The organism is Betaproteobacteria bacterium, assembly GCA_016720855.1.
Lineage (GTDB): Bacteria > Pseudomonadota > Gammaproteobacteria > Burkholderiales > Usitatibacteraceae > FEB-7.
The window spans coordinates 739095-764754 of record JADKJU010000002.1 but is presented as its reverse complement, the minus strand read 5'-3'; the positions used below and the strand labels follow the sequence as shown (position 1 = coordinate 764754).

General features: G+C 68.6%; 24 protein-coding genes. 10 read left to right on the top strand and 14 right to left on the bottom strand.

Annotated features, from left to right (window positions below; translation table 11 throughout):
• Positions 1-15: 15 nt before the first annotated feature.
• From IPP91_10755 to IPP91_10745, 3 genes are read right to left on the bottom strand one after another with little or no spacing between them, the layout of a single operon-like run.
• On the bottom strand, positions 16-1908 hold the full coding sequence (locus tag IPP91_10755) for a dipeptide ABC transporter ATP-binding protein (protein ID MBL0142551.1): 1893 nt from the start codon (positions 1906-1908) through the stop codon (positions 16-18).
• 40 nt (positions 1909-1948) lie between these two features.
• Positions 1949-2932: an isoaspartyl peptidase/L-asparaginase gene (locus IPP91_10750; protein ID MBL0142550.1), complete on the bottom strand. Its 984-nt coding sequence runs from the start codon at positions 2930-2932 to the stop codon at positions 1949-1951.
• Positions 2929-3888, bottom strand: a complete 960-nt coding sequence (locus tag IPP91_10745) for a MurR/RpiR family transcriptional regulator (protein ID MBL0142549.1) — start codon at positions 3886-3888, stop codon at positions 2929-2931. The genes IPP91_10750 and IPP91_10745 overlap by 4 nt, the downstream gene beginning before the upstream one ends.
• A 226-nt stretch (positions 3889-4114) precedes the next feature.
• On the opposite strand from IPP91_10745, the gene IPP91_10740 reads away from it, so the two are divergent.
• Genes IPP91_10740 through IPP91_10730 form a run of 3 tightly spaced genes read left to right on the top strand, consistent with a single transcriptional unit; the run spans position 4115 to position 7797 of the window.
• Positions 4115-4984, top strand: a complete 870-nt coding sequence (locus tag IPP91_10740) for a DMT family transporter (GenBank protein ID MBL0142548.1) — start codon at positions 4115-4117, stop codon at positions 4982-4984.
• Positions 4974-5825, top strand: a complete 852-nt coding sequence (locus IPP91_10735; protein ID MBL0142547.1) for a sulfurtransferase — start codon at positions 4974-4976, stop codon at positions 5823-5825. The genes IPP91_10740 and IPP91_10735 overlap by 11 nt, the downstream gene beginning before the upstream one ends.
• Positions 5826-5832: 7 nt before the next feature.
• Complete coding sequence (locus tag IPP91_10730) at positions 5833-7797, top strand: S9 family peptidase (GenBank protein ID MBL0142546.1); 1965 nt, start codon at positions 5833-5835, stop codon at positions 7795-7797.
• Between the two features lie 59 nt (positions 7798-7856).
• Here the strand turns inward: IPP91_10730 and IPP91_10725 are convergent, their stop codons facing one another.
• Positions 7857-9842, bottom strand: coding sequence for a S9 family peptidase (locus tag IPP91_10725; protein ID MBL0142545.1), 1986 nt, complete (start codon positions 9840-9842; stop codon positions 7857-7859).
• Positions 9843-9970: 128 nt separating this feature from the next.
• Between IPP91_10725 and IPP91_10720 the strand changes: the two genes are divergently transcribed.
• Positions 9971-10333, top strand: coding sequence for a DUF2784 domain-containing protein (locus IPP91_10720; protein ID MBL0142544.1), 363 nt, complete (start codon positions 9971-9973; stop codon positions 10331-10333).
• On the opposite strand, the gene IPP91_10715 is transcribed toward IPP91_10720, so the two are convergent.
• Positions 10330-10905 (bottom strand): response regulator transcription factor, encoded by a 576-nt coding sequence (locus IPP91_10715; GenBank protein ID MBL0142543.1) that lies wholly within the window; start codon positions 10903-10905, stop codon positions 10330-10332. The two genes, IPP91_10720 and IPP91_10715, sit on opposite strands and share 4 nt — an antisense overlap.
• Entirely contained in the window at positions 10902-11501 is a 600-nt protein-coding gene (plsY, locus tag IPP91_10710; protein MBL0142542.1) for a glycerol-3-phosphate 1-O-acyltransferase PlsY, read from the bottom strand. Before plsY ends, IPP91_10715 begins: the two co-directional genes overlap by 4 nt.
• Before the next feature lie 50 nt (positions 11502-11551).
• Here plsY and IPP91_10705 point away from each other — a divergent pair, with 50 nt between their 5' ends.
• Positions 11552-11914 (top strand): dihydroneopterin aldolase, encoded by a 363-nt coding sequence (locus IPP91_10705; protein ID MBL0142541.1) that lies wholly within the window; start codon positions 11552-11554, stop codon positions 11912-11914.
• Between the two features lie 7 nt (positions 11915-11921).
• Complete coding sequence (locus IPP91_10700) at positions 11922-12116, top strand: DUF2905 domain-containing protein (GenBank protein MBL0142540.1); 195 nt, start codon at positions 11922-11924, stop codon at positions 12114-12116.
• Here the strand turns inward: IPP91_10700 and IPP91_10695 are convergent.
• From IPP91_10695 to IPP91_10660, 8 genes are all read right to left on the bottom strand, one after another.
• Positions 12113-12913 carry a hypothetical protein gene (locus IPP91_10695; protein MBL0142539.1) on the bottom strand — a complete coding sequence of 267 codons (801 nt, stop codon included), beginning with the start codon at positions 12911-12913 and terminating at the stop codon, positions 12113-12115. The two genes, IPP91_10700 and IPP91_10695, sit on opposite strands and share 4 nt — an antisense overlap.
• 36 nt (positions 12914-12949) lie before the next feature.
• Positions 12950-13426 (bottom strand): aminoacyl-tRNA deacylase, encoded by a 477-nt coding sequence (locus IPP91_10690; protein MBL0142538.1) that lies wholly within the window; start codon positions 13424-13426, stop codon positions 12950-12952.
• A 123-nt stretch (positions 13427-13549) separates the two neighbouring features.
• Complete coding sequence (locus IPP91_10685) at positions 13550-14305, bottom strand: sulfite exporter TauE/SafE family protein (GenBank protein MBL0142537.1); 756 nt, start codon at positions 14303-14305, stop codon at positions 13550-13552.
• A complete protein-coding gene (xerD, locus tag IPP91_10680) occupies positions 14302-15213 on the bottom strand; it encodes a site-specific tyrosine recombinase XerD (GenBank protein MBL0142536.1) in 912 nt (303 codons plus the stop codon). The genes IPP91_10685 and xerD overlap by 4 nt, the downstream gene beginning before the upstream one ends.
• Complete coding sequence (locus IPP91_10675) at positions 15191-16090, bottom strand: methylated-DNA--[protein]-cysteine S-methyltransferase (GenBank protein ID MBL0142535.1); 900 nt, start codon at positions 16088-16090, stop codon at positions 15191-15193. Before IPP91_10675 ends, xerD begins: the two co-directional genes overlap by 23 nt.
• Before the next feature lie 595 nt (positions 16091-16685).
• On the bottom strand, positions 16686-18668 hold the full coding sequence (locus IPP91_10670) for a TRAP transporter fused permease subunit (protein MBL0142534.1): 1983 nt from the start codon (positions 18666-18668) through the stop codon (positions 16686-16688).
• Between the two features lie 198 nt (positions 18669-18866).
• Positions 18867-20036, bottom strand: coding sequence for a UxaA family hydrolase (locus IPP91_10665; GenBank protein ID MBL0142533.1), 1170 nt, complete (start codon positions 20034-20036; stop codon positions 18867-18869).
• Between the two features lie 330 nt (positions 20037-20366).
• A complete protein-coding gene (locus IPP91_10660) occupies positions 20367-20648 on the bottom strand; it encodes a flagellar biosynthesis protein FlgA (GenBank protein MBL0142532.1) in 282 nt (93 codons plus the stop codon).
• Positions 20649-20733: 85 nt separating this feature from the next.
• On the opposite strand from IPP91_10660, the gene IPP91_10655 reads away from it, so the two are divergent.
• Genes IPP91_10655 through IPP91_10640 form a run of 4 tightly spaced genes read left to right on the top strand, consistent with a single transcriptional unit; the run spans position 20734 to position 25618 of the window.
• The gene (locus tag IPP91_10655; protein ID MBL0142531.1) at positions 20734-21501 is read left to right on the top strand and encodes a GntR family transcriptional regulator; all 768 of its coding nucleotides are present in this window, start codon (positions 20734-20736) and stop codon (positions 21499-21501) included.
• Between the two features lie 4 nt (positions 21502-21505).
• Entirely contained in the window at positions 21506-22399 is an 894-nt protein-coding gene (locus tag IPP91_10650; GenBank protein ID MBL0142530.1) for an AEC family transporter, read from the top strand.
• Positions 22400-22442: 43 nt separating this feature from the next.
• Complete coding sequence (locus IPP91_10645; GenBank protein ID MBL0142529.1) at positions 22443-23288, top strand: neutral zinc metallopeptidase; 846 nt, start codon at positions 22443-22445, stop codon at positions 23286-23288.
• Positions 23285-25618, top strand: a complete 2334-nt coding sequence (locus IPP91_10640) for a hypothetical protein (GenBank protein ID MBL0142528.1) — start codon at positions 23285-23287, stop codon at positions 25616-25618. Before IPP91_10645 ends, IPP91_10640 begins: the two co-directional genes overlap by 4 nt.
• Positions 25619-25660: the final 42 nt, after the last annotated feature.

The following is a 25660-nucleotide window of genomic DNA, read 5'->3' as shown; positions in this document are numbered from 1 at the left end:
GGGCGGGGAAAAGGGTCAATAGACGCCGGCGATGCGGTGCTCGGCGACGAAGTGGCCGGGGGCGACTTCCACGAGCGGGGCAACGACGGGCTCGTCGCCGACGCTGCGGATGGGGCTGGGAATCTCGTCCGACAGGAGCTCGCGGTGGCGGCGCCGGCGCGTGGGATCGGCGACGGGCACGGCCTCCATGAGCTTGCGGGTATAGGGGTGACGCGGGTCCTCGAAGACGGCGCGGCGCGGACCGATCTCGACGATCTGGCCCAGGAACATCACGGCCACACGGTGGCTCACGCGCTCGACCACGGCCATGTCGTGCGAGATGAACAGGTAGGCGACCCCGAGCTCGCGCTGCAGGTCCATCATCAGGTTCACGATCTGCGCCTGGATGGACACGTCCAGCGCCGACACCGACTCGTCGGCCACCACGACCTTGGGGTTCAGGGCCAGGGCGCGGGCGATGGCGATGCGCTGGCGCTGCCCGCCGGAGAACTCGTGCGGATAGCGCTGGGCGCACTCGGCGGGAAGTCCCACCTTCTCGAGCAGCCAGTCCACGCGCGCCTTCGCCTCGGCGCCGCTGGAGATCCGGTGCACCAGCAACGGCTCCATGATGGAGAAGCCCACGGTGAGGCGCGGGTCCAGCGAGGCGTACGGGTCCTGGAAGATGAACTGGATGTTGCGGCGCAGGCCCTGCAGCGTGTCCGTCGGCAGTTCGCGGATGTTCTGCCCGCCGAACTCGATGACGCCCGATTGGCTGTCGACGAGGCGCAGCAGGGAGCGCCCCGTGGTGGACTTGCCGCAGCCGGATTCGCCGACGAGGGCCAGCGTCTCTCCGGGCCGCAGGTCGAAGCTCACTCGCTCCACCGCATGCACGCGGCGCCGGACGCGCCCCAGCAGGCCGCTGCGCACGTCGAAGCGGGTCACCAGGTCCTGCACCCGCAGGATGGGGGCGGCCCCGGCACGCACGGTGTCCTGCGGGCAGGGCGGCTCGGGCGCGGGGGCGCCCGCCTCGTCTGGGCGCAGCAGTTCGAACTTGCGCGGCAGGTCGCTGCCCTGCATCGCCCCCAGGCGCGGCACCGCGGAGAGCAGGGCGCGCGTGTAGGGATGCCGCGGCCGCGCGAACACCTCCTCGGAGGCGCCCTCCTCGACCTTGTCCCCGCGGTACATCACCAGCACGCGATCGGCCACCTCGGCCACCACGCCCATGTCGTGCGTGATGAAGATCACGCCCATGTGCATCTCTTCCTGCAGCGAGCGTATCAGCTGCAGGATCTGCGCCTGGATGGTCACGTCGAGGGCCGTCGTCGGCTCGTCGGCGATCAGCAGCGATGGCTTGCACGAGAGCGCCATGGCGATCATCACCCGCTGGCGCATGCCGCCGGAGAGCTGGTGCGGATAGCGGTCCAGGACGTTCCTCGCCTCGGGGATGCGAACCAGCTCCAGCATGCGCAGGGCCTCGGCACGGGCGGCGCCGGCCTCCTTGCCCTGGTGCTCGCGGATCGACTCGGCGATCTGGTCCCCGGCGGTGAATACCGGGTTGAGCGAGGTCATGGGCTCCTGGAAGATCATCGCGATGTCGGCGCCGCGGATGCTGCGCATCGTCGACTCGCGCGCGCCGGACAGCTCCAGCACTTCGCCGCGGCGGCGGCGGAACGTCATCTGGCCGCCGATGATGCGGCCGCCGCCGTGTTCCACCAGCCGCATCAGCGCCAGCGCGGTCACCGACTTGCCCGATCCGGACTCCCCGACGATCGCGAGCGTTTCCTGGCGATCGACGTGGAAGGAGACTCCGCGCACGGCATCCACGATGCGCTCGGAAGTGGCGAAACGCACCGACAGGCCATCGACCTGCACGACCCGGGCCTCGGGCAGGACGCTGGTCTTGATGGGGTCGGCTACGACGGCATTCATGGGCGGGGCGCCGGGTCGTTTGCGGTTGGCAGGGTGGCGATCAGCGGAAGATGGCCGTCTTCGGCGCCTCGCCCACGCGGGCGTGACCACGATACATGCCTTCGGTGTTGAAGGGCATGCTCACGTTGCCGCGCGCATCGACGGCGACCAGGCCGCCGCGACCGTGGATCGGCGGCAGGATCTTCAGCACCACCTCGCGGGCGGCCTCGTCGAGGGACTGCCCCTTGTAGGCCATGCGAGCGCAGATGTCGTGCGCCGCCGCGACGCGGATGAACATCTCCCCGGCGCCCGTGCAGGAGATCGCCGCCGTGCGGTTGTCGGCATAGGTCCCCGCGCCGATCACGGGGCAGTCGCCGACCCGGCCCGGGCGCTTGTTGGTCACCCCGCCCGTGGAGGTGGCGGCAGCAAGGTTCCCGTTTACGTCCAGGGCCACGGCACCGACCGTGCCGAGCTTTCGCGACTCGTCCAGGGGCGCGGCCCCACCGAAGCTGGGGAAGGTGGCGGCCTCTGCGTCATGGTCCAATGCGGTCGTCCCCGCCGCGATGGCGCGATGCAGTTGCTCGCGACGGGCCTCGGTCGAGAAGTAGTCGGGCGAAACCATCTCGAAACCGAGCGATGCGGCGAAGGCTTCCGCCCCCGCGCCCACCATCAGCACATGCTCGCTGCGCTCCATCACCGCGCGCGCGGCCCGCAGCGGGCGGCGGATGCGGCTCACGCAGGCCACGGCACCGGCGCGCAGGGTTGCGCCGTCCATGATCGCCGCGTCCAGTTCGTGGGTTTCGGCGCTCGTGAACACGGCGCCGACGCCGGCGTTGAAAAGCGGGCAGTCCTCCAGCATGTCCACGGCCAGGCTCACCGCGTCGAGCGCGGCTGCGCCGTCGGCGAGCAGGTGCTGCGAGGCGGCGAGGATGTCGTTCAAGGCCGCGTGGTACGCCGCCTCCCGGTCGGGGGAGATGCTGGCGCGGTTCAGTACGCCGGCTCCGCCATGGATGGCGATGACCGGCACAGGGCGGGTTGCGTTCAACGTCTGGCCTTTCGTGATTTCGAACGCACCAGGGTGGCCCGGGGCGCGGTTGAAGGGCTCCGCGGCGGTGTCGAGGGGCGGCTCGCATGCTTGCCGTGGAGCCAGGGTAGCACCGACTCGGCGAGCTGCGCGGCTGCCAGGACCGAGCCCTTGCGGTGGTGCGACACGGCGCTGGCCAGCGCTTCTATGAGGGCCAGCACGCTGGCCTCGGAGTTGGCGAAGTACTGGCTGTCGGTGTGGGCGTAGAGCGCGATCGTCGCCAGCGGAGCCAGCGGGGAGGCCACGCGATCGGTGAGGGCGAGGATGGGCACCCCGGCTTCGCGCGCGCGCCGCGCCAGCAGGACGGTGTCGGAAAAATAGCGGGGATACGCGATGGCGATCAGCAGGTCGGCGGGGGTGAGGCGTGTCAGGATGCGCGCGCCATGGGAGGACCCTTCGACGCTTGCCAGCAGCTGGACGTTGTCGTGATATCGGTCCAGGTAGCGTTGCAGCAGCCCGCCCAGCCAGGCACTGCTGCCGAACCCCACGATGTAGATGCGCTTCGCGCCGAGGATCGCGTTCACCGCCTGCTCGCAGCTGCCGGCATCGAGGGACCGCTGCGTAAGGTCGATGTTGTTTCCCGCTTCCGCGAGGGCGGCCGCGAACACGTCGCAGACCGAGGCGGGACGCTCGACCTTGCTGCGCAGCCGCTCAACCGGAGCGAGCGTGGACTCGAAGCCCAGCACCAGCGCCGCCCGGAACTGGGAGTAGCCCTCGAATTCGAGGGCCCTTGCGAAGCGATTCGCGGTGGCCACCGAGACCCCGACCGTGGAGGCCAGCTCGTCGATGGGCATCGTGGCTGCCTGCAGCGGATGCGCCAGCACGTAGTCGGCGATCCTCCGGTGCGAACGGGTCAGCGCAGGCAGCACGCGTGCGATGCGCTGGGCCATCGCGGGATTGCGGGGCGATTTCGTCATGGGTTTGCCGGGAAGGCGGGGCGGCCGCCGAAGCCGGAGAATGAACAATAATTTACATCCCTGCAAATTATAGCGAAATTTATTATCATCGCCGGAATTTATTATCGCCGCCCGGGACAGCCGATCGGGGCCGGCTGCCGCCGCACCGCCCGCCGTATTCCCGGCCGGGCCCGTATAATTCCCCGCTTCGGGCGCCCTCGGGGTGCCCACCCCCTGCACCCCCCGGATGACCTCCTCCTGGATGCTCGTGGCGGGCTTCTTCTTCGCCGCCATGGCCCTTTTCGTGAAGCTCGGCGGCGCACACTTCGAGGCGATCGAGCTCGGCTTCTACCGCTCGCTGGTGGCGTTTGTCTTCATCGCAGGCTATGTCGTGGCGAAACGCGAGCGGGTATGGAACCCGCACATGGGAACGCACCTGCTGCGCAGCCTGGCGGGCACCTTCGGGATCATCGCCTACTTCTATGGCATCTCGAACCTGCCGCTCGCCACCGCCACCACGCTCAACTACACCTCGCCCCTTTTCCTGGCCGTGGCCACCACCGTCGTCATGCGCGAGAAGTTCTCGCGCTGGCTCCTCGTGGCCATCATCCTGGGCTTCGTGGGCGTGGCGATGCTCCTGCAGCCCACGTTCGCCGCAGGGAGGGAGGGCGCGGCCATGGTGGGGCTCTTCTCGGGGCTCCTCGCCTCGTGGGCCTACCTCGGCGTGAGGAACCTGAGCCAGCAGGGCGAGCCGGAATGGCGGATCCTCTTCTGGTTCGCCTCCCTCGGCACCGTGGGATGCGCGGCCTGGCAGCTCGCCTTCTCGACCTTCCACCCCGTGCGCTGGGACAATGCGTGGATGCTGGCCGGGATCGGCGTCACGGGCACGGCCGCGCAACTGGCCATGACGCGCGCCTACCGGACGGGGAACACGCTGGTGGTGGGGTCGCTGTCGTATTCGACGATCGTGTTCTCCACCCTGTTCATGGTGACGATCTGGGACGACAGGCTCGCTCCGATGGGCTTGGCGGGCATCGTGGTCATCGTCGCGAGCGGCCTCATCGCCCTTCGCGTCGAAAAGAAGGAACAAGTGGAGGAGGCCGGATTTGAAAGCTGAACTGCTCGTCTCGACGCAAACCCTCGCGGCGCACCTGGACGATCCCGAATGGATCGTCTTCGACACCCGCTTCGATCTCGCGAATACGGAAAAGGGCCGCGACGCCTGGAAGGAGGCGCATATCCCGGGGGCGTACTTCATGCACCTGGACGAGGACCTCGCCGGGGCCAGGACGGGCAGGAACGGCCGCCACCCGCTGCCCGCGATCGAGGCGTTCGCCTTGCGCATGAACCGCTGCGGCGTGGCGCCCGGCCGGCAGGTCGTGATCTACGACGACGGCGGTGGCAGCTTCGCGGTGCGCCTGTGGTGGATGCTGCGCTGGCTGGGGCACGACCGCGTGGCGCTGCTCGATGGCGCCTTCGCCGCCTGGAAGCGCGAGGGCCGTCCCCTGGACGCGGCCGTGCCTGCGCCGCGCGAGGGCCGCTTCGAACCCGTTCCGGCGCCGGGCGCCCTGGTGGACGCGAGCGCCGTGGCGAAGGGACTGCAGGGCGCCGGCATGGTCCTCGTGGACGCGCGCGCGGCCACCCGGTTCCTGGGCGAGAACGAAACGCTCGACCCGGTGGCGGGCCACATCCCCGGGGCGATCAACCGCTTCTGGCAGCACAACCTCGGCTACGGCGGCCGGTTCCTGTCGGCCGAGGAACTGCGCGCCGAGTTCCTCGAGGAGCTCGGCGATGTGCCGCCCTCGACCGTCGTGCACAACTGCGGCTCCGGCGTCACCGCCTGCCACAACCTCTTCGCGATGGAACTCGCGGGGCTCACCGGCTCCCGGCTCTATCCCGGCTCGTGGAGCGAGTGGTGCGCCGATCCCTCGCGGCCCGTGGCCACCGGGGCCAAGTGATCGCAAGATGAGGGTTGCGCGCCTGCGCCTCGCCGCCGCCCTGCTCGCCGCGACCGCCCTCGCCGCGCAGGCGCAGGGCGAAGTCCTCACCCCGCCCTCCAGCCTCGTCCTCGATGGACTGCCGCCCATCCCGGCCGCGATCGCGGCGAAAACCGCGCCCTATTCCGAATTCAAGCCCAGCGGCATGCTCGGCTGGCATCCGGCCCGGCGCGAGATCCTGGTGACGCAGCGGCTCGGCAACACGACCCAGATCCATCGCGTCACCGAACCGGGAATTGCACCCGAGGCCCTGACGGACTTCCCCGAGGCGGTCTCCGGCGGCCGCTATGAGCCCCGGGCCGGCGCGTGGCTGCTCTACACGAGCGGCAGCGGCGGCGACGAGGTCTATCGCATCCACCGCTACGACCCCGCCACGAAGGCGGCCTTCCCGGTGAGCCCGGCGGGAGAAAGGGCGAGCGCGCCCGAGTGGAACCACAAGGGCGATCGCATCGTGTTCACGACGGTGCCCATCGACCGCCACAACGCCTCGCGCGAGGTGAAGACGACGGTGACCCTGGCCGATCCGCTCGCTCCCGACAAGTCCCGCGTGCTGGCGGTGCTCCCCGGGGGGGGCTGGACGTCCTTCCGCTTCTCGTCCGACGACCGGCGCCTCGCCTACATCGAGTACGTGTCCGCCGAGGAATCGCACGTGTGGCTGATGGACGTCGCCACGGGCAAGCGGCGCAGGCTGACGCCGGCCACGAAGGGCGAGCCCGTGTACTACGCGGACCCGCATTTTGCGCCCGACGGCAAGGGCCTCTTTGCGATCAGCGACCGCGGCGCCGAGTTCCGGCACGTCGCGTGGATCAACCTGGCGACGGGGCGCGAGAAGGCGCTGGCGGCCAACCTCAAGTTCGACGTCGAGGACATCGCCCTGTCGGCGGCGGCCCGGCGCCTTGCGTTCGTGACCAACGAGGCGGGCGCGCACGTGCTGCGCTTCCTGGACATCGGCACGCTGAAGGAGACGCCCCGCCCCGCCCTCGTATCCGGTGTGATCTCGGGCCTGCGGTGGCGCCGCGACGGGAGCGAGATCGCCTTCACGCATGCGTCGTCCCGGTCGCCGGGCGATGTCTTTTCCTACGATGTGAATGAGCACCGGGTCACGCGGTGGACCAACGGCAACAGCCCGTCCCTCAACGCGACCGCGTTCTCCGAGCCGCGCATCATCCGCTGGACGAGCTTCGACGAGCGCGAGATCACCGGGCTCTACTACCATCCGCCGGCGCAATTCGAAGGCGTGCGGCCGGTCGTCGTCATCGTGCATGGCGGGCCCGCGTCGCAGGCACGCGCGGGCTTCATCGGCCGCAACAACTACCTCGTGAACGAGCTGGGCATCGCCGTCATCTACCCCAATGTGCGCGGCTCATCGGGATTCGGGAAGACCTTCCTCACGCTCGACAACGGGAAGCTGCGCGAGGATTCCGTGAAGGACCTGGGCACGCTCCTCGACTGGATCGACACGCAGCCGGGACTCGACGCGAACCGGGTGATGATCATGGGCGGCAGCTACGGCGGCTACATGTCGCTGGCGGCGTCCGTGCGCTATGCCGACCGCATCGCGGGATCGGTGAGCTCCTTCGGCATATCCAACTTCGCCACCTTCCTCGAGCGGACCGAATCCTACCGGCGCGACCTGCGCCGCGTCGAGTACGGCGACGAGCGCGACCCGTCGATGCGCGAGTTCATGAAGTCGATCACGCCGCTGAACCACGCCACGAAGATCACGAAGCCCCTGCTCATCGTGCACGGCAGGAACGATCCGCGCGTTCCCTGGACGGAATCCGCGCAGATCGTGGAGGCGCTGAAGAAGAACGGCACGCCGGCGTGGTACCTCCTGGCGAACGACGAGGGCCACGGGTTCCGGAAGAAGTCCAACCTGGATTTCCAGTTCCAGGCGACGGTGGAGTTCATCCGGCGCACCCTTCTGAAGTAGAAAAAGGGGAGAGACCCCATTCCCCGATTTGCGGGGAAATGGGGTCTGTCCCCTTTTTCCTACTTCAGGTTCCCGGCGAAGAACTTCTCCAGCCGCCTGTAGAAGTCGAACACGTGCTCGTCCTTGTTGTAGCCGTGCCCCTCGCCGGGGTAGATCACGTACTCCACGTCCTTCCTGTCTGCCGCATCGAGCGCGCTCTTGAAGCGATCGCCGTGCGCCATCGGCACGCGCTCGTCGTCGGAGCCCATGCTCAGGAAGATCGGAACCTTGATCCGCCCGGCCTGCTGGATGGCGGAAGTCTTCGCGAACATCTCGCGATCGGCATCCGAGTCGCCCACCATCTTCTTGAAGTCGGTCTCCAGGAAGTCGGAAAGCCGGGTGGTGTCGGAATAGGCGATCGTCTGCATGAGCCCCAGGTCCGTGACCGCGATGAACGGAGCCGCGCACTTCCAGAAATCCGGGTCGCGCGCCGGGCCGAAGGCGGCGGCATAACCCCCGTAGCTGCCCCCGAAGATGCCCATGCGCTTCGGATCGACGATGCCCTCCTTCACGAGGTACAACGCCCCGTCGTTCAGGTCGTCCTGCATGGCCTGGCCCCACTGCTTGAACCCGGCCCGGTAGTGCTTCTTCCCGAAGCCCGTCGAGGCGCGCGGTTCGGGCTCCAGCACGACGTAGCCGCGCGAGGCGAAGAACTGCCCGTCCGGGCGACCCCAGTCCGCCCCTCCGTACACACGCACCCATGGCCCGCCATGCACGTGGACGATGAGCGGCAGGTTCTTGCCCGACGAACCCCTGGGGATGATCACCCAGGCGGGAATCTCCAGACCGTCGCGCGCCTTGTACTTGATGAACCTGCGCTCCGACATCAGCTCGGGCGGCAGCCACTCCCGCGTGCGCACCAGGCTTTCGAGCGACGGCTTCGACCTGTCCAGCAGGTGGTACATGCCGGAATCGGTATCGGAGTAGGCGTACACCAGCGCAAGCTTCTCGTTGTCCTCGGCGAGGGTGATGGCGTTGATCGTCTTGGGGAAGGTTCCGTCGAGCTGCTTCTGCAGCCTCGCCATGTCCGTGTCGAACCACGCGACGGATGGCCGGTCGGCGCTGTAGCGGATGCCCAGCAGCTTCTTCTGCTGGCGGCTGAAAACGAGGCGCGAATAGCCGTCCGTGCCATCGAGGTCGATGAGCGGATGCTCGACCACCAGCTCGCCCATTCTGCGGGCCCGGGTGTCGTACTTGTGGATCGCCATCCTGTCACGGCCGGCGTTGTGGGACACGTAGAGAGTCGCGTTGTCGTAGTCGAATGCGATCGGGGCGTATTCATCGCTCCGGGCGCCCTGGGCGAATTCGGAATACTCCCAGAGCATCTCCCACTTGGCCTCCTTGCCGTCCCGGTACCAGACCTGCGTCCAGGCGAGCGAGTTCCGGTCCTTGCGCTCGGGGTGGCTCACCGCCACGCGCGGCACGTTGTCGCGGTCGATCACCCAGCGCGAGACGCGCCCCGGCGAATCGAAGGTCAGCAGATCGAAGCGGCCCGATTTCGTGTCGAGCAGGTACACGTCCTGCGAGTCCCTCGTGCGGGCGGACATCGACATGATCGCGTTGCCGGAGTCGTCGTTGACCCGGGCAAGGAGCGTCAGCCCGCGCAGGCCGAAGCGCGTGAAGTCGCGCACGTTGTCGCCGCTCTGGTCCACGCAGTAGGAGCCGCGGTAGGTGAAGCGCCCGGTCACGTCCTGGCCGTCGGCCACGCGAAAGCACAGGCGCTCGTTGTTGATCCAGAAGAAGTCGGCGACGTCCATCGTGTCGAACGCCGTGATGACGTTGCGCGCGCGCTTGGCAAGATCCAGGACGACGAGGTTATTGCGCCCCTTGTGCGGCGTGAGGGCCGCGAGCCGCGAGCCGTCGGGCGAAAGCGTCACCTGCCCGTACTGGGCGCGCTTGAAGAACGTCTCGACCGGGATGTCGCCCGCGGTCTTCTGCGCAAGAGCGCCGGTGGCGAATCCGATGAAGAAGGTGGCGGCAAGCGAACGGAAGAGGAGTCTGTGCATGGTGGTCGGCCTCCATCGATTGGGGCGAAGGGCGGCCCTTGCAGACCTCGGTGACCCCCCGGCGAGCGCCGATTATAGTGGCTGCAGCCACCCGGGGTCGCACCCCGCCCTTTTCCGGTCCCCACGCCATGCTCGCCGACCTGGTCCTCCTGCTGCACGCCGCTTTCGTCCTCTTCGTGGCGGGCGGGCTCGTGGCGATCTGGGCGGGCGCTGCCTTCGATCGAAGCTGGGCAAGGAACCCGTGGTTCCGGGGACTGCACCTGGCCGCCATCGCGTTCGTGGCCGTGCAATCGGCGCTCGGCTACGCCTGCCCGCTCACGATCTGGGAGGACGCCCTTCGGGGCAGCGCGGACGATGCCGGGTTCATCCAGCGCGGGGTGCGCGCGCTGCTCTACTGGAACGCGCCGGGGTGGGTGTTCACGACGGTTTACGTCGCCTTCGGGGCGTTCGTCGCCGCGACGTGGTGGCGAATCCCTCCGCGGCGCGGCTAGGTCTTGCCCAGCACGAGACTCACGGCGGCCACGAGCGCGCTCATCCTGAACGGCTTGCTCACGTAGCCGTCGGCGCCGGCGGCGAGCCCCGCCTTCACGTCGGCGGCCTCCGCCTTGCCCGTCATCATGATGACGGGCATGCGCGCGTACTTGGGATGGGCGCGAAGGCGCGAGAGGATCTGCAGCCCGTCGGCATCCGGCAGCACGATGTCGAGCAGGATCAGGTCCGGCATCATGGGCTTGTTGATTTCCGCGTTGATCTGGGCGCGATTGGCGGCGCGGCGCACCTCGAAGCCCGCGACGCTGAAGATCTCCGCGAGCAGGTTGGACAGATCCGGGTCGTCCTCGATCACGAGCAGGGCGTGGCGCTCGCCGTTGCGCGGGGGCACCTTGGCTGCGGCGCGCCGCGCGATGGCGACGTAATAGCCGGCCTGGCGCAGTTCCGCGCCGCCCGAGGCTGCCTCCTTGTGGGCCGTGGCGAGTTGCTGCGGCGTCGGGGCCGGCGGCTGGATTGCGGCAGGCTTCGTGAAATCCAGGTCGTCGGACTCCACGGCCGGCTTATTCGGGGTCATGTCCCGGTCCTCTTGGCGCCGATGCGGCTTTCCTCGCCGCGCAGGAGCTTACGGATGTTGGCTTCATGGCGCCACACTAGCACGGCGCACATCGCGCACGTGGCGGCCAGGAGCGGACCGGCGCCGAGAACGAAATATACCGCCACCGGGGCGAAAAGCGATGCCGTGAGCGCGCCCAAGGACGAGTAGCGGCTCACGGCCACGACGCAGAGCCAGGCCACGAGGACCGCCAGGCCCACGCGCCAGTCGATCGCGAAGAGCACGCCGGCCGCGGTTGCCACGCCCTTGCCCCCCCTGAAGCGAAGCCAGACCGGGAACACGTGGCCCAGGAACACCGCCACGGCAACGATCGCCACGACTCCCGCCGAAAGCCCGAGCCCCGAGGCCCCCCACACCGCGACCCAGCCCTTGAGGGCGTCGCCGGCCAGGGTGAGCACCGCGGCCGCCTTGTTTCCCGAGCGCAGCACGTTGGTGGCGCCGGGATTGCCGGAGCCGAAGGTGCGCGGATCCGGCAGGCCCATCGCTCGGGTCACGACCACCGCGAAGGGGATGGAGCCGACGAGGTAGGCGATGACGACGGCCAAGAGTGCGATCATGTCGATACTCTACAATACGCCCTCGAAAATCCCCTTCTCCCGGCTCCCCGATGGACACCATCTTCATCCGTGAATTTCGCGTCGACGCCTGGGTCGGCATCTACGACTGGGAAAAGCTCAGGCCCCAGACGCTCGAGCTCGAGGTGGAGATCGGCATCCCCGGCACGGCCGCGGGACGCACGGACGACATCCACGACACGGTTCACTACGGGAAGGTCGTGGAACGCTTCACGGCCGAGCTTGCTGCGCGCCGCTTCGGGTTGCTGGAGGCACTGGCCGAGCACCTGGCCGGCATCGTCACGGGAGAATTTAAGTCGCCCTGGGTGCGACTTTCCGTCGCGAAGCTGGGGCACATCCGGAACGTGCGCAAGGTAGGCGTCACCATCGAGCGATCCGGCGCGCCGGCGAAGTGAGCGCCCCATGCTGAAGTGGGTGCTGGTGATCGTCGTGGCCGTGGTGGTCCTGTCATTCTTCGCCCCGCAGTTCTCGAAGATGGGGCTGGGGCGGCTTCCGGGCGACATCACCGTGCGCTTCCGCGGCCGCCTCGTGTACCTGCCCATCACCACCACGGTGCTGATCTCGCTCGCCCTCACGGCCATGGGGCGAATCCTCTAGGCGGGTTCGTCGTCCGGCTCGGTGAATAGCGAGCGATAGGCGGTGTAGATCGTCGCCAGCATGAGCGGCGCCCACGCGATGAGCCCGAGGCCCAGCGGAATGATCGCGAGCACCAGGAGAGCGCCGGTCACGAGGCCGTAAACGAGCATCGGAAGCCAGTTGCGAACGCACGCGACGAGGCTCTCCTTCATCGCCGGGATCGCGGGGATGTCATGGAGCATCGCAAGCGCGGGCGCGAACCAGTACGCCGCCATGAGCGGCATCGCCAGCGACGCACAGACCAGCCCTCCCAGCGCGAGCCACAACGGGTCGGCGGGAAGCGTGGACAGGATCGCGGCCTCGTCGCCCCGGACCATGGCCGACACGAACGCCATCCCCGCGAAGAGCGCGAACACGGCCAGGATGACGACCTCTCCCAGCGTGTAGAGCACCCCGATGGCCACGAGCGGGCCCGTATTGCGCCTGAATCCGGCCAGGAAGTGCTCGAGTTCCAGCTCGCCACCCGTCTCGAGGGACCGGCAGCCCAGCGCGATGCCTCCCAGCAGGATCGGCGAGACCAGATTGCCAAGCAGCATTCCGACCCGCGGAACCATCGCCAGGCCCAGGTGGATGAGGCAGAAAAGGACGAGGAAGACGATCCACATGAGAGTCGCCTTGCGAAAGAGCCTCCAGCCGTCGGCAACCCAGTCCACGCCCGCGCCGGCTCGCACCTTCCGGCCCGGCATCACCAGCCTGGCGGGCCCGGGGTCGTTGGCGGCCGGTCCCGGGAGCGGAAGGCCTGGTTCGCTGGCGTGCATGCGCGTGTCCGTCGTTCGGATGGGGAGCGGGCGAGATTACTCTTCGCGCCCCACGGCAACAAGAATGGGCGAGAGCACGCGCGTCAACTCCGAGGGCGGCATGCCCAGCAGGTAGCCGCGTCGCCCGCCGTTGATGTAGATGCGCCCGAGCGCGAGGATCGAGCTTTCCATGTACACGGGCATGTTCTTTCTCGTGCCGAACGGGGAGCACCCCCCGACGAGGTAGCCGGAGTGGCGCGTCGCGTCCTCCGGCTTGCAAGGGAAGACGCGTTTCGCGCCCGCTGCGCGCGCGAGCTCCTTCGTGGCGACCTTGCGGTCGCCGTGCATGAGAACCACGAGCGGCTCGCCCTTGTCCGTCTCCATGACCAGCGTCTTCACCACCTCGTGCTCGGGCACGCCCAGCGACGAGGACGACACCGCCGTGCCGCCGTGCTCGATATAGTCGTAGAGATGCTCGGTGTAGGCCACGCCATGCTGTGCGAGAAAGGCGGTGGCCGGTGTTCCGGTGTGCATGGGGTCGGGTTACGCGTCCTTGCGGCTTCCCGGGGTCGGGTTGCGCCTCCAGCGAAGCCATGAATGATCGCACATCGGCGCACTGGTGAAGGAGTAACCCGACCCCATTCAGCCCGGCCCCGTTCACCCCGGCAGCATGCGCGCGAGGAGCACGACGCCGCTCGCCATGAGCACGCCGCCGACGGCGCGCCGCATCTGCGTCTGCGTGAACCCCACGTGGATCCGCGACCCGAGAGCCAGCCCCGCCCACGCGAACGGCGCGGCGAGCGCGAAGCCGGCGAAAAGCCCGGTCTTGAGGACGAGGCCCGCCATCGCGTAAAGCAATGTGCGCAGCGCCGCGGAGACGGAAATGATGGTCGAGATCGTGGAACGGATCTCGCTCTTGTCCCGCAGCCGGCCCGCGAGATAGGCCACGTTGACCGGGCCTCCCGCGCCGAATACCGCCGCGAGGATCCCCGCCACGGTCCCGGCGGGAACGCACCACCACGGCGAGATCGTTCCCCGGGGCGCCGGATTGAGGATCGAGTGCAGGCCCACCACGATCGTGAATGTTCCGAGCCCGACCTTGAGCGGCGGTTGCGGGACGTTCACGAGCGCCGTGACGCCCAGCACGATGCCCAGGATCATGAAGGGCAGCAGCCGCTTGAGCTCGGGCCCGCTCACGTGGCGGCGGTTCGAGCCGCCCACGGTGATCGCCGCCACGAGATCCCCGAGCGCCATGAGCGGCACGAGGTAAGTGAGCGGCAGCCAGTTGGCCAGGATCGGAATGGCGATCACCGTCGACCCGAAACCCGACATGCCGAACACCGTGTAGGCGAAGAGGATCGTGATCGGGGCCACGATCCAGAAGACGGCCGGAAGCTGCGCGAGCTCGCTCATCCGCGGGGGTGGTGCTTCGCGTGCAGGCGCTTCAGGCGCTCGCGCGCCACGTGCGTGTAGATCTGCGTGGTGGAGATGTCGGCGTGCCCGAGAAGCATCTGCACGACGCGCAGGTCCGCCCCGTGGTTGATGAGGTGCGTGGCGAACGCATGGCGCAGCGTGTGCGGCGAGATGGCGGTACGGATGTCCGCCCGCGCCGCGTAGCGCTTCACCAGCCCCCAGAACGCCTGGCGCGTCATCGGGCCACCACGCGCGGTGACGAAGAGCGCGTCGCTTTTCTTCGCCCCGAGGATCGCCGGGCGGCCGAGCTTCAGGTAACGCTGGATCCAGTCGAGCGCCTCCTCGCCCAACGGCGTGAGCCGCTCCTTCGCCCCCTTGCCGAGCACCCTGGCCACACCCATGTCCAGGCTCACCTGCTGCACCTTGAGCCCGACCAGCTCGGAGACGCGCAGCCCGCTGGCGTAGAGCGTCTCGAGCATCGCCTTGTCGCGAAGCCCGAGGTCCGCTTCGGGGTCCGGCGCCGCGAGCAGCGCCTCGACCTGCGCCTCGCTGAGCGACTTGGGCAGCGATCGCGGAAGCTTGGGCGCCTCGATGTCGGCCGAAGGGTCGTCGGGGCGAAGTCCTTCCTGCAGCGCGAAGCGGTAGAAACGCTTGAGGGTGGAGACGAGCCGCCCGGTGCTGCGCGGCTTCGCCTTCTTCGCCTCCACCTGCCAGGCGAGGTGGCGATGCAGGTGCCCGGGTCCGGCCGCGAGGAGCCCCGCCCCCGGATCGGCCGCGAGCCATGCCGCGAACTGGGTGATGTCGCGCCGGTAGCTCTCGAGCGTGTTGCGCGCCAGTCCGTCGGCGAGCCAGAGCGAGTCGCAGAAGCGCTCGATGAGGCGAAGGTCACCCTCGACGGGCGCCTTCATGCGCAAGCAGCCATCGCTTGATCGAAAGTTCGAAACCTTCCTCGCGCGCGCCCATGAAGCCTCCCAGGGCGCCGCCCGCGCCCACGACGCGATGGCACGGGACCACGACCGGAATGGGGTTCGCGCCACAGGCGCCGCCCACTGCGCGCGCCGAGGACCCGATCTGCTTCGCGAGTTCGCCGTACGTGCGCGTCTGGCCGGCCGGGATCGCCTGCATCGCCTCCCACACCGCGAGCTGGTGGCGCGTCCCCGCCAGCTTGAGCGGCAGCTCGAACTCGAAGCCGGGATCGTCCAGGTAGAACTGCAGCTGGACGCAGGCGAGGTAGGCGACCGTATTCTTCCTCGGGGCCATCGCCGGCACGTCGGGCGAGAGGTAGCGGATTCCCGTGACATGCGTATCCGTCGCCGACACGCCGAGGGTGCCGAAGGGCGCGCGGACGCAGGCCTGGAAGGGCGCCACCGATTTCAGCCTTCTCCCGCCAGGGCACGGATCTTCGCGGCGAGTTCCGGCGCGAGCGCGATGCCTTCGGCCGCGATCCGCTCGCGGTTGGCGCGGCGCCGGTCGCCGGGCAGCCGCACGCCCGCATCCGCGAGCATCGCGGCGACGAGCGTCTCGATGCGTTCCAGGAACACCTCGCGGCCCGCCAGCGCATCGGGATCGATGACCAGAAAGGCCTGGCCGATTCGCGTAGGTCGGCCCGCGTCGGTGAAAAAGCTGTCGGACTCGAAACCGAACGACGCCCCCGAGAGCGCGCACACGAGGAGCTCCACCGTGAGCGCGAGCATGGCGCCCTTGGCTCCGCCGGCGGGCAGCATCATGCCCTCGAGACCTGCCTTGGCATCGGTCGTCGGGTGGCCGTCCCGGTCGAGTGCCCATCCCTGCGGGATGGCCTTGCCTTCGCGCGCGGCGACCATGAGCTTGCCGCGCGCCACCTCGGAAAGGCTCAAGTCCACGACGATCGGGGGAGCGTCGCGGCGAGGGAAGGCCGCGGCGATCGGATTGGTTCCGAAGAGAGCGCGCCTGCCGCCCCACATGGGCATGGCGGCCGGGGAATTTGCGAAGGCGAGACCGACGAGGCCGGCCTGTGCGATGGGCTCGACGTGGAATGCGGCCACGCCGAAATGGTTGCTGTTGGTCACCGAGGCGAAGGCCACGCCGTGTTGCCGGGCGCGCGCGATCGCCTCGCGCACCGCAAGCGCGCACGCCTCGAACGCGAGCCCGCCGCCCGCGTCCACGAGGCAGGCACCGCCCTTCTCGCGCACGACCCGCGGCACGGCCGAGCCGGTGGCGCGGCCGTTCTTCACGTGCCCGCAGTACTGCGGGATGCGCGACGCGCCGTGCGAAGGGATGCCGTCGAGTTCCGCCGCAACGAGTGCGGCGGCCGTGGCCGCGGCCATCGCGGGCGTGGCGCCCGAGTTCTCGAGCGCGCGGCGCATGAGATCCAGGAGCGGGGCGGGGGCGTATCGCTCGGTCATGTGGGGACGGGCACGCGCCGGTGGCGCAGCATCTGGATTACGAAGACGAGGGCGAAGAGCCCGACGCCGACGGCATCGAGGCTGTTCACCGGGATGATGACGAGGAAGCCCGCCAGGACGAGAAGCGTGCGCTCCAGGAGGTTCGTCTTCTTGAGCAGCCAACCCTGAAGCCCGGCGGCCAGCGCGGCAATGGCCACGAAGACGAGGAAGACGACCCAGGCCACCTCCCACCAGTTCGCGCCCTTGGGCAGCACGAGGAGCACGCCGCTGCCCATCGGGTCGAGCACGAAGAAGAAGGGCACGACGAACGCCGGCATCGTGTACTTCCAGGCCTGCAGCGTGGTCTTGTACGGATCCGCGCCGGTGATGGCGGCGGCGGCGAAGCACGAGAGTGCGGTCGGGGGCGACACCTCGGAAAGCAGGGCGTAGTAGAAGATGAACATGTGCGCCGCGTAGTCGGGAACGCCCAGCGTGATGAGCGCGGGCGCCGTGATCACCGCGCAGATGATGTAGGAGGCCGTCACCGGAACGGCCAGGCCCACGATCCAGACGGTGAGGGCCGTGTAGATCGCCGTGAGTGCGAGGCTGCCGCCAGCGTAGTCGATCACGATCGAGGAGAACTTGAGCCCCAGGCCGGTGAGCGTCACCACGCCCACGATGATGCCCGCCGAGGCACACGTGGCCGCGACGTTGAGCACGCCCGTCGTGCCCGTCTCCATCGCCTTGATGAACCGCCGCGGATAGAGCGCCGACTCGCGCCGGAAGAAGCTCACCAGGAACGCGGTCACCGTCGCCCAGAAGACCGCGAGCGTGGGCGAGAAGCCCATCAGCATGAAGATGACGATCGAGGAGAGCGACAGGAAGTGGTACCAGTAGCGCTTGCTGAGCGTCCAGGCGCTCTCCACCGCCTCGTAGGTGGACTCGCTCATCCCGTACTTGCGCGCGTCGAGCTCCACCATGAAATACAGGCAGAAGTAGTAGAGGAGGGTCGGGATCACCGCCATCTTCACCACGTCGAGGTAGGAGATCTTGAGGAACTCCGCGATCAGGAAAGCCGCCGCGCCCAGCACGGGAGGCGAAAGGATCGCGCCCAGGCCGCCCGCCGCCAGCAGGCCGCCCGCGGCCGCGGGCTCGTAACCGGCCTTCGCGAGCATCGGGTAGGCCACCGCCCCGATGGTGACCGTGGTGGCCACGCCCGAACCCGACGGCCCGCCGAGAAGGAACGAGGACATCACCACCGCGCGCCCGGCGCTGGTGGACTTGCCCCCCATGAGCGAAAACGAGAAGTCGAGGAAGAACTTGCCCGCGCCCGAATACTGCAGGAACGCACCGTAGATGGTGAAGAGGATGATCAGCGTCGCGGAAACGTCCACGGCCGTGCCGAAGATGCCCTCGAGCGTCATGTACATGTGCCCCACGAGGCGCCCCAGGTCGTACCCGCGGTGCGTCCACGGGTGCGGCAGCCACGGCCCAGCGAACGCGTAGGCGATGAAGAAGGCGATGACGATGGGCATGATCCAGCCCGAGGTGCGGCGCGTCGCCTCGACCACGAGCAGCATGAGCGCCACGCCGAAGATGATGTCCCAGGTCTCCGGGTCCGTGTTGCGGTCGACGAAAGCATCCCCGCCGAAGATCATCCAGCCGATCACCACCAGCGACAGCAGCGCAAGCGCCACATCGAACCACATGAGGCGGTCGCGGAATCGCTTCGCCACGGGGAACAGCATGAAGGACAGGAAGAGGATCAGGCCCACGTGGATGCCGCGCAACAGGTCCGTGCGGACGATTCCGTAGGCCGCGTAGAGGTGGAAGGCGGAGGTGCCGACCGCGACCAGGGTGAGAAACGCCGCCAGCCAGCCTTTGTAGCGGTTGAAGCTGCCTTCCTCCTCCGCGATGAACTCCTCGACCTTGTGCCGGAGTTCCTCGGTAAGCCCGTCGTCGGGCAGAAGGTCGTCGTCGGGCGCTGCGGGCTGGCTCATCCACTCCTCCGGGACGCCCTGTGACCGGGCGTTGGCGCCATTGTCCGCGAAAATCGAAAAGGGATCAGATTACTTTGAATCGAAATGGGGTCGGGGTACTTTGCATAAAAAACGGGCAATGAAACCTCGAATGCCCGTTTTTTATGCAAAGTACCCCGACCCCATTTCGTACCTTTTCGTCCCCCGTCGACGCGGTCGCTAGGCGCTTTCGTAAAGGCGCGTCAGGACGAACTCGCGATGCCCCAGCGCCTCGGCCGCGGTGAGGCGCCCGTTGGCCGTGCGGAACATGCACTCCAGCAGCGCGTCTCCCGCCTGGTCCGGGCTCATTTCCTTGCGCAGCAGGCCCGAGACATCCACGTCGACGTGCTCGCTCATCGTGCGCACGGTGCGCGGGTTGGCGCACAGCTTGATCACCGGAAGGATCGGGTTGCCGATCACGTTGCCCTGGCCCGTCGGGAAGAAGTGCACCGCGAAGCCCGCGGCCCCGAGCAGCGTGAGCATTTCCGCGGCAGCCGAGGATGAATCCATGAACCAGAGCCCCGGCCCGGTGGGCGTTTCCGCCTTGTCGATGACGCCGTCCACGAGGCACTTGCGCCCGATCTTCTGGATGTTGCCCAGCGCCTTCTCCTCGATCGTGGTGAGGCCGCCTTCGATGTTGCCCTTGGTGGGCTGCGAGTCCGACAGGTCGCTCGTCTTGTGGCGCTCGACGAGGGCCTGGTAGCGGTCGAACATGAACTGGAACTTCTTGCGCACCTCGTCCGTGCGGCAGCGCGCGGCCACGAGGTGCTCGCCTCCCGTGAGCTCGGTGGTCTCGCCGAAGCAGAGCGTGGTGCCGTGCGGGTAGAGCTTGTCGAAGGCGTTGCCGACCGTCGGGTTGGCGCCGCAACCCGAAGTCGTGTCGGATTCGCCGCATTTGGTGGAGACCCACAGGTCGTTGAGCGGGCGCTCCTCGCGCTGAAGCTCGCTCGCCCACTGCACGAATTCCTTCGCCTTCTTCGAGGCGCGCATGATGGTGTCGTGGTCGCCGTGCTGCTCGATGCCGAACCAGGCGACGGGCTTGCCGGTGGCGGCGATTCCGTCGGCCACCTTCTTCGCCCACCCTTCCTCGATGCAGATGACGACCACCGCGGCGACGTTGGGATTGGACCCGGTGCCGATGAGCGTGCGGAAATGCAGGTCGAGGTCCGCGCCGAACTGCAGCCGCCCGTACGGGTGCGGCAGCGCCATCGTGCCCTTGATGTTGTTCTCCACCGCCTGCGCCGCGGCGTTCGACAGATCGTCGACGGGCAGGATGACGACGTGGTTCCTCACGCCGACGCGGCCGTTCTCCCGCTTGTATCCCCAGAACTTGGCTTTGCTCAGGTCCATTTGGATTTCCTCAAGTGCATGTAGTTACCGCAAACCTTGGAAAGGGCGAACCCTTGGAAGAGCGAACCCTTGGACGCCCACCCCCGGGCAACCCCAGCCAGGGGAAAACCCCCCCGGGAGGAGCGCCCCCCGAAAAAGCGCCCGGAGAGCGCCCTGGAACACGGATGAACACGGATAAAGGCAGATGAACACGGAGGAAACTTGAGATTGACATGATCGGGCTCGCGGACCGGCTATTGCGGCCACTGGAGCATCCCGCCTAGTCGTTATCCGTGTTCATCTGCCTTTATCCGTGTTCATCCGTGTTCCAAGGGTTCGCCCCCGCATCACTCACCACCGCTTGGTCTTGATGTTGTGGACATGGGCGTGCTCACCCACGCCGATGGGGGCCACCACGCGCCCGATGTCGGTGCCGTACTTGATGACCGTCGCGTCCTTCGCCAGCGCCTTGATGGCGAGCTTGTGGCCGATGGGGATGTCGTTCGCGGCCTTGAACGTGATCTCCCGGTCCTGGTCCATGATCCAGCCGGTCAGGGTGTCGCCGGCCTTCACGCCCTCGACCACCACCACGCCGACGCAATCGCCCTCGTCATGCACCACGAAATGGATCATTTCGCCCTCCTCATAGCGGAAGCGGCGATCCTAGCCCCGGCTCTCGGGCAAGTCAACTAGATGAGTTGCATGTTATGCTCCCGCCATGCCCGCCACTGCCCGCCGCGTGTCCTCGCCGGCCCTGCCGCCCGACCGCCCGCTCTACGAGGAAGTGCGCGCGCACCTGACCGAAGGCATCGCCGCCGGCCGCTGGAAGGCGAACCAGGCGATCCCGTCGGAATCGGAGCTCGCGGCCCACTTCGGCGTGGCGATCGGCACCATCCGCAGGGCGGTCGACAACCTCGTCGCGCAGGGCGCGCTTGTGCGCCGCCAGGGCAAGGGCACCTATGTCACCTCCCACGACGGGCGCCGGCTCATGTTCCACTTCTTCCACGTCGTGGGCGCGGACGGCACCAAGGCCTATCCCGACGTGCGCACCGCGTCCTTCGAGCGCGGGCGCGCCGGCGCGGGCGAGGCCGAGGCCCTCGCCATCGGCCGCGACGAGCGCGTGATCCGCATCCGCAACGTGCTCTCGCTGGAAGGCCGGCCGGTCATCGTGGACGACATCACCCTGCCGGCCGCGCTCTTCCCCGGGCTCAACGAGCGCATCTTCGCCGCGCGCGACAACACGATCTACCACCTCTACCAGAGCCGCTACGGGATCAACGTGCTGCGCACCGACGAGCGGCTGCGCGCGAGCCTCGCCGCCGGCGCCAACGCGTCCCTGCTCGGCGTTCCCCCGGGCAGCCCGCTACTCGAGATCCGCCGCGTGGCGCTCACCTTTCGCGACCGCCCCGTGGAGCTTCGGGTCTCGCTCGTCAACACGGCGGCGCACGTCTATCACAACACCTTCGGCAAGGGCGAGGCGCTGTAGGGCCATGCAGACCGCCCTCCTCATCCTTCCCAACTTCGTGCTCATCCTCGTGGGACTGGCGCTCGCGCGCGGGTTCGACTACGGGCGCGGGTTCTGGGAGGGGCTCGAGAAGCTCGTGTACTTCGTCCTCTTCCCGGCCCTGCTGCTGCGCTCGATCGCGGTGTCGACGCTGGACTTCGCGAGCCTGGGCATCGTCGTGGTCTGCGCCTGGGGCGTGATGATCCTCGGCATGGCGCTGGCGTGGCTCGCGCGCCCGCTTTTCCGTGTGGAGCCCGTGGTGGCCGCGTCGTGCTTCCAATGCGCCTTCCGCTTCAACACCTACATCGGGCTCGCGGTTGCGGGCAGCGTCTTCGGGCCTCCCGGCGTGGCCGTCGCGGCGATCCTCTTCGGCACGGTGATTCCGCTCGCGAACTTCGGGGCCGTCGGCATGCTCGCCGCCCACGCGCGCACGAACTTCTGGCTCGAGCTCGCCCGCAACCCGCTCGTCGTCGCCACGCTGGCGGGATTCGCCTGGAACCTCTCGGGCGTGGGAATGCCCGGATTCCTCGACCAGACGCTCAGCCTGCTGGGCTCGTCGGCGCTGCCGGCCGGGCTCCTCGCGGTGGGGGCGGCGCTACGCATCGAGCGCGGCCGGGCGAGCACGCCGGCGCACGGATGGTGGCTGGGCGTGAAGCTCCTCGCCATGCCGCTGGCCGCCTTCGCCTGCGCGAAGTTCCTGGGGCTCACCGGTATTCCGGCCGGAGTGCTCGTCTTGTGGGCAGCGCTTCCGACGGCCTCCAGCGCCTACATCCTCGCCGTGCGCATGGGCGGCGACGGCTCGTCGGTCGCGACCCAGATCACGGTGGGCACCGTCCTGTCGATGGCCACGATTCCGCTGTGGGTCGCCGCCCTGGGTTGAGGCGCGATACGATGGGCACCCCCCTATTCGAGCGGGACGAGAGATGAAGCTGGACGGCGAGCGGGAAAGCGACCAGGTCGAGGACCGCCGCGGCGGCCTCGGCGCCGGCGGCAGCATCGGGCTGGGCACGATCGTGATCGCGCTGGTGGCGTGGTACTTCGGCATCGATCCACAGACGGTGCTCGATGCGGCGCAGGTCGCCGCCCCCGTGGAGTCGAGGCAGCCCGCCCCGAAGGGGGCGCCGCGCGACGAGCTTTCGGTTTTCGTCTCGAAAGTGCTCGCGAGCACCGAGGACACGTGGGAGGGCATCTTCCGCGAGGGCGGGTCCGCCTACCGCCGGCCGAAGCTGGTGCTCTTTTCCGGGTCCACCCCGTCGGCCTGCGGGACGGGCCAGGCGGCGATGGGGCCGTTCTACTGCCCCGGCGACGAGAAGGTCTACATCGACCTCGCGTTCTACCGCGACCTGCGCGATCGATTCCGAGCGCCTGGGGATTTTGCGCAGGCCTACGTCATCGCGCACGAGGTCGGGCACCACGTGCAGAAACTCCTCGGGATCTCCGCCAAGGTCGATGGCATGCGCGGCCGCTTGAGCCCCGCGCAGTTCAACCGGATCTCGGTGCGCACCGAGCTGCAGGCGGACTGCTTCGCGGGCGTCTGGGCGCATCGCGCGCAGCGCGAGCGGGGGCTGCTGGAGCCCGGCGACCTCGAGGAGGGCCTCGGCGCCGCCGCCGCGATCGGGGACGACCGGCTGCAGAAGCAGTCCGGGGGACACGTGGTCCCGGATTCCTTCACCCACGGGTCCTCCGCCCAGCGCGTGCGCTGGTTCCGAACCGGGTTCGATACGGGCAGCCTCAAGGCGTGCGACACGTTCGCGGCAGGGTCGCCGTGAGAAGCGCGATCGGCCTGCTCGCCGCGCTCGCCGTCGCCATCTCGTCGTCGCCCGGGCTGTCGCTCGCCGCCCTCAGCGTCGAGGAGAAAGCGGCGCTCGCCACGCCGCCGGTCGCCAAGGGCCAGGAGCATGGCGACGCGGCATTGCGCATGGCCCGCCGCCTCGGCGAGGAGAAGCGCGTCGACGGGCTCGAGGCGATCGTCGCGATGCGGGCGCCCCGCCTCGTCAACCTGTGGCGCGACGGGCTCGGCGGTTCGACGCTCGCCAACGAACACGGCCAGGAATTGCCGCGCGAGGTCGCCGTCGTCGAAGCCGCGGTGCTGGCCCAGTTGGCAAGGTCGAAGCCGGACGCGCGAATGACCGAGGCGCTCTCGCAGATCTTCAACGCCATCCGCTGGCGCTCGCGGCCGGCTTTCGACCTGCTCAAGGCACGGGCGATCGGCCCGGTCTGGCCCCCCGAGACGCGATTCCTGCCGCTGCTCAATACGGCCAATCCGGAGTTCGGCGAACCCCTCTTCGCGCTGCGGGAAGCCATGCCATCCTCCGTGCGGCCGACCTTCCTCGCGACGCTGGCGCGCCTCAAGGTGACGGCAGCGCACCCGTTCATCGAGGAGGTTCTCCTCACGCGCCCGCCCGGCGAACTGTTCGTCACCGATCTCTCGCGCGCGCTCCTCGCGCTCGACGAGCGCCTTCCGCCGCCCGCGATGCTCGCCAGGATCCGGCAGGACCTGGAGCGCCCGGCCGAATCGTCCGCCCTGCAGGATGCGGTCATCCTCCTGGGCGCCATCGCCGACGACAAGAGCGGGCGGCCGCTGGATTACCGCGCGCTGCGGGCCTCGCTCGGCGATCCCGTTCCGGAACCTCTTCGTCCGGGGCTCGTCCGCACGATCCAGTCGCACCGCGTGGCCGAAGGCCGTGACGACCTCGTGGCCCTCGTCGCGGTCGGTGGCGCCGGCGCGGATTACGCGGCGAGCGCCGTCGTTGCCATTCCCGATCCGGATCTCTGGAAACGCACGCTCGAGGCAGCGCGTGCCACGAAGGCCCGCGAGCCCGGGAACCAGCGCCTCGACTATCCGATCACGCAGCTCGAGAAGAACGTCGCGCAAGGATCGGCGGGCGCGGAGACCATGAAGCGGGAGGCCGAATCCCGCGAAGCCGTGGGCCGGATCAGTCTTGCCTCGCAGCGCGTCACCCGGCTGCTCATGGGAACCGACGTGTCGGCCGAGGCGGCCGCCGAACTGGAGGAATCGCTCGCGCAGTGGAGCAAGCGCATCGATGAGGCGGGTGCGGACGGACGGATACACGAGACCATCTACCGTGAAGGACGCCACTCCGCGGCGCTCTGGTATCGCTTCCGGCACGGCAATCCGCGCAAGGCGCTCGCGGAATTTGACCGCCTCGCCCAGGAGGGGATGCTGGAGAGCGCGGTCGCGGCAGCCGACACGCTCCAGCACGATCTCGGGGACCCGAAGGGCGCCCTCGCGCGATGGGAGTCGCTGCTCGCGAGGCGGCGCGCAGCGAAGGACGCGGTGTGGACCCGCGGCAACGGGACGGTCGGCGAGAACTGGGTGCGACAGTGGATCGAGGCGGAGATCGCCAATCTGAAGGGTGGAAAGCGCTTCGGTGGCAGCGTCACCCTCGAGTCGGCGCAATCGGCGGGAAGTGCCGTGTTCATCCTGGGACTGGGCATGCCGTGGCGCCAGGGGCTTTTCTACTCTTACGAGCCCGCCCGCGGCAAGCAGTTCCTGGCGGAAATCCGCGCGGCGCGGCCGAATCGCTTCGCGTTGCTGACGCTGTACTCCCTCCTCGCCCAACCCGACACCGGAGACCTGTCCGCCGACTTGCTGCGCAACGATCCGACGGGCTTCCTGGCGGCTCAATTCGTCGGCAACCTGCTCGCCTACCGCGATCCCGGCCGGGAAGCCCGCGCCAAGCCGTTGGCGCCGGAACAGCTCGAAGCGGCGCGCGGCGCGACGGCGGCAACCGCGGCGGGACTCTCGAAGGCGACAAGGGTGGGCTTTCGCCTCGAGCCGGATCCGACCTACGCGACACCGACGAAGACGTGGGAGGTTTTCCTGGCGGCCTTGCGCAAGGGCGACCGCGCGGCCGCAGGCGCGTGCCTCACCCCGAACGTGCTCGAAAAATGGGCCCCCATCCTCGAAAAGCTGTCCACGGCGGACATGAAGAAAATGGCCGACACCGTGCGCAGTTTCGCTCCAGCCATGCAGCTGGAGGCCCATGCCGAGTACGCGGTCGATCGCGAAGGAGGAACGGGCGGCATCGTGAGCTTCGCGAAGCACTACGGCGAGTGGAAGATCGCCCAGATGTAGGCCCCATTCCCGCCGGCCGGGACGTCGTCCGATGGCCTGAAA

Excerpts from the sequence above, each read along its gene's own strand:
- IPP91_10755 (MBL0142551.1), bottom strand. The coding sequence starts at position 1,908 with ATGAATGCCGTCGTAGCCGACCCCATCAAGACCAGCGTCCTGCCCGAG.
- IPP91_10745 (MBL0142549.1), bottom strand. The coding sequence starts at position 3,888 with ATGACGAAATCGCCCCGCAATCCCGCGATGGCCCAGCGCATCGCACGC.
- IPP91_10725 (MBL0142545.1), bottom strand. The coding sequence starts at position 9,842 with ATGCACAGACTCCTCTTCCGTTCGCTTGCCGCCACCTTCTTCATCGGA.
- IPP91_10715 (MBL0142543.1), bottom strand. The coding sequence starts at position 10,905 with ATGACCCCGAATAAGCCGGCCGTGGAGTCCGACGACCTGGATTTCACG.
- IPP91_10650 (MBL0142530.1), top strand. The coding sequence starts at position 21,506 with ATGCAGACCGCCCTCCTCATCCTTCCCAACTTCGTGCTCATCCTCGTG.
- IPP91_10730 (MBL0142546.1), top strand. The coding sequence starts at position 5,833 with ATGAGGGTTGCGCGCCTGCGCCTCGCCGCCGCCCTGCTCGCCGCGACC.
- plsY (MBL0142542.1), bottom strand. The coding sequence starts at position 11,501 with ATGATCGCACTCTTGGCCGTCGTCATCGCCTACCTCGTCGGCTCCATC.
- IPP91_10685 (MBL0142537.1), bottom strand. The coding sequence starts at position 14,305 with ATGAGCGAGCTCGCGCAGCTTCCGGCCGTCTTCTGGATCGTGGCCCCG.
- IPP91_10690 (MBL0142538.1), bottom strand. The coding sequence starts at position 13,426 with ATGCACACCGGAACACCGGCCACCGCCTTTCTCGCACAGCATGGCGTG.
- IPP91_10720 (MBL0142544.1), top strand. The coding sequence starts at position 9,971 with ATGCTCGCCGACCTGGTCCTCCTGCTGCACGCCGCTTTCGTCCTCTTC.
- IPP91_10655 (MBL0142531.1), top strand. The coding sequence starts at position 20,734 with ATGCCCGCCACTGCCCGCCGCGTGTCCTCGCCGGCCCTGCCGCCCGAC.
- IPP91_10660 (MBL0142532.1), bottom strand. The coding sequence starts at position 20,648 with ATGATCCATTTCGTGGTGCATGACGAGGGCGATTGCGTCGGCGTGGTG.
- IPP91_10665 (MBL0142533.1), bottom strand. The coding sequence starts at position 20,036 with ATGGACCTGAGCAAAGCCAAGTTCTGGGGATACAAGCGGGAGAACGGC.
- IPP91_10645 (MBL0142529.1), top strand. The coding sequence starts at position 22,443 with ATGAAGCTGGACGGCGAGCGGGAAAGCGACCAGGTCGAGGACCGCCGC.
- IPP91_10670 (MBL0142534.1), bottom strand. The coding sequence starts at position 18,668 with ATGAGCCAGCCCGCAGCGCCCGACGACGACCTTCTGCCCGACGACGGG.
- IPP91_10705 (MBL0142541.1), top strand. The coding sequence starts at position 11,552 with ATGGACACCATCTTCATCCGTGAATTTCGCGTCGACGCCTGGGTCGGC.
- xerD (MBL0142536.1), bottom strand. The coding sequence starts at position 15,213 with ATGAAGGCGCCCGTCGAGGGTGACCTTCGCCTCATCGAGCGCTTCTGC.
- IPP91_10675 (MBL0142535.1), bottom strand. The coding sequence starts at position 16,090 with ATGGGCACTCGACCGGGACGGCCACCCGACGACCGATGCCAAGGCAGG.
- IPP91_10740 (MBL0142548.1), top strand. The coding sequence starts at position 4,115 with ATGACCTCCTCCTGGATGCTCGTGGCGGGCTTCTTCTTCGCCGCCATG.
- IPP91_10700 (MBL0142540.1), top strand. The coding sequence starts at position 11,922 with ATGCTGAAGTGGGTGCTGGTGATCGTCGTGGCCGTGGTGGTCCTGTCA.
- IPP91_10695 (MBL0142539.1), bottom strand. The coding sequence starts at position 12,913 with ATGCACGCCAGCGAACCAGGCCTTCCGCTCCCGGGACCGGCCGCCAAC.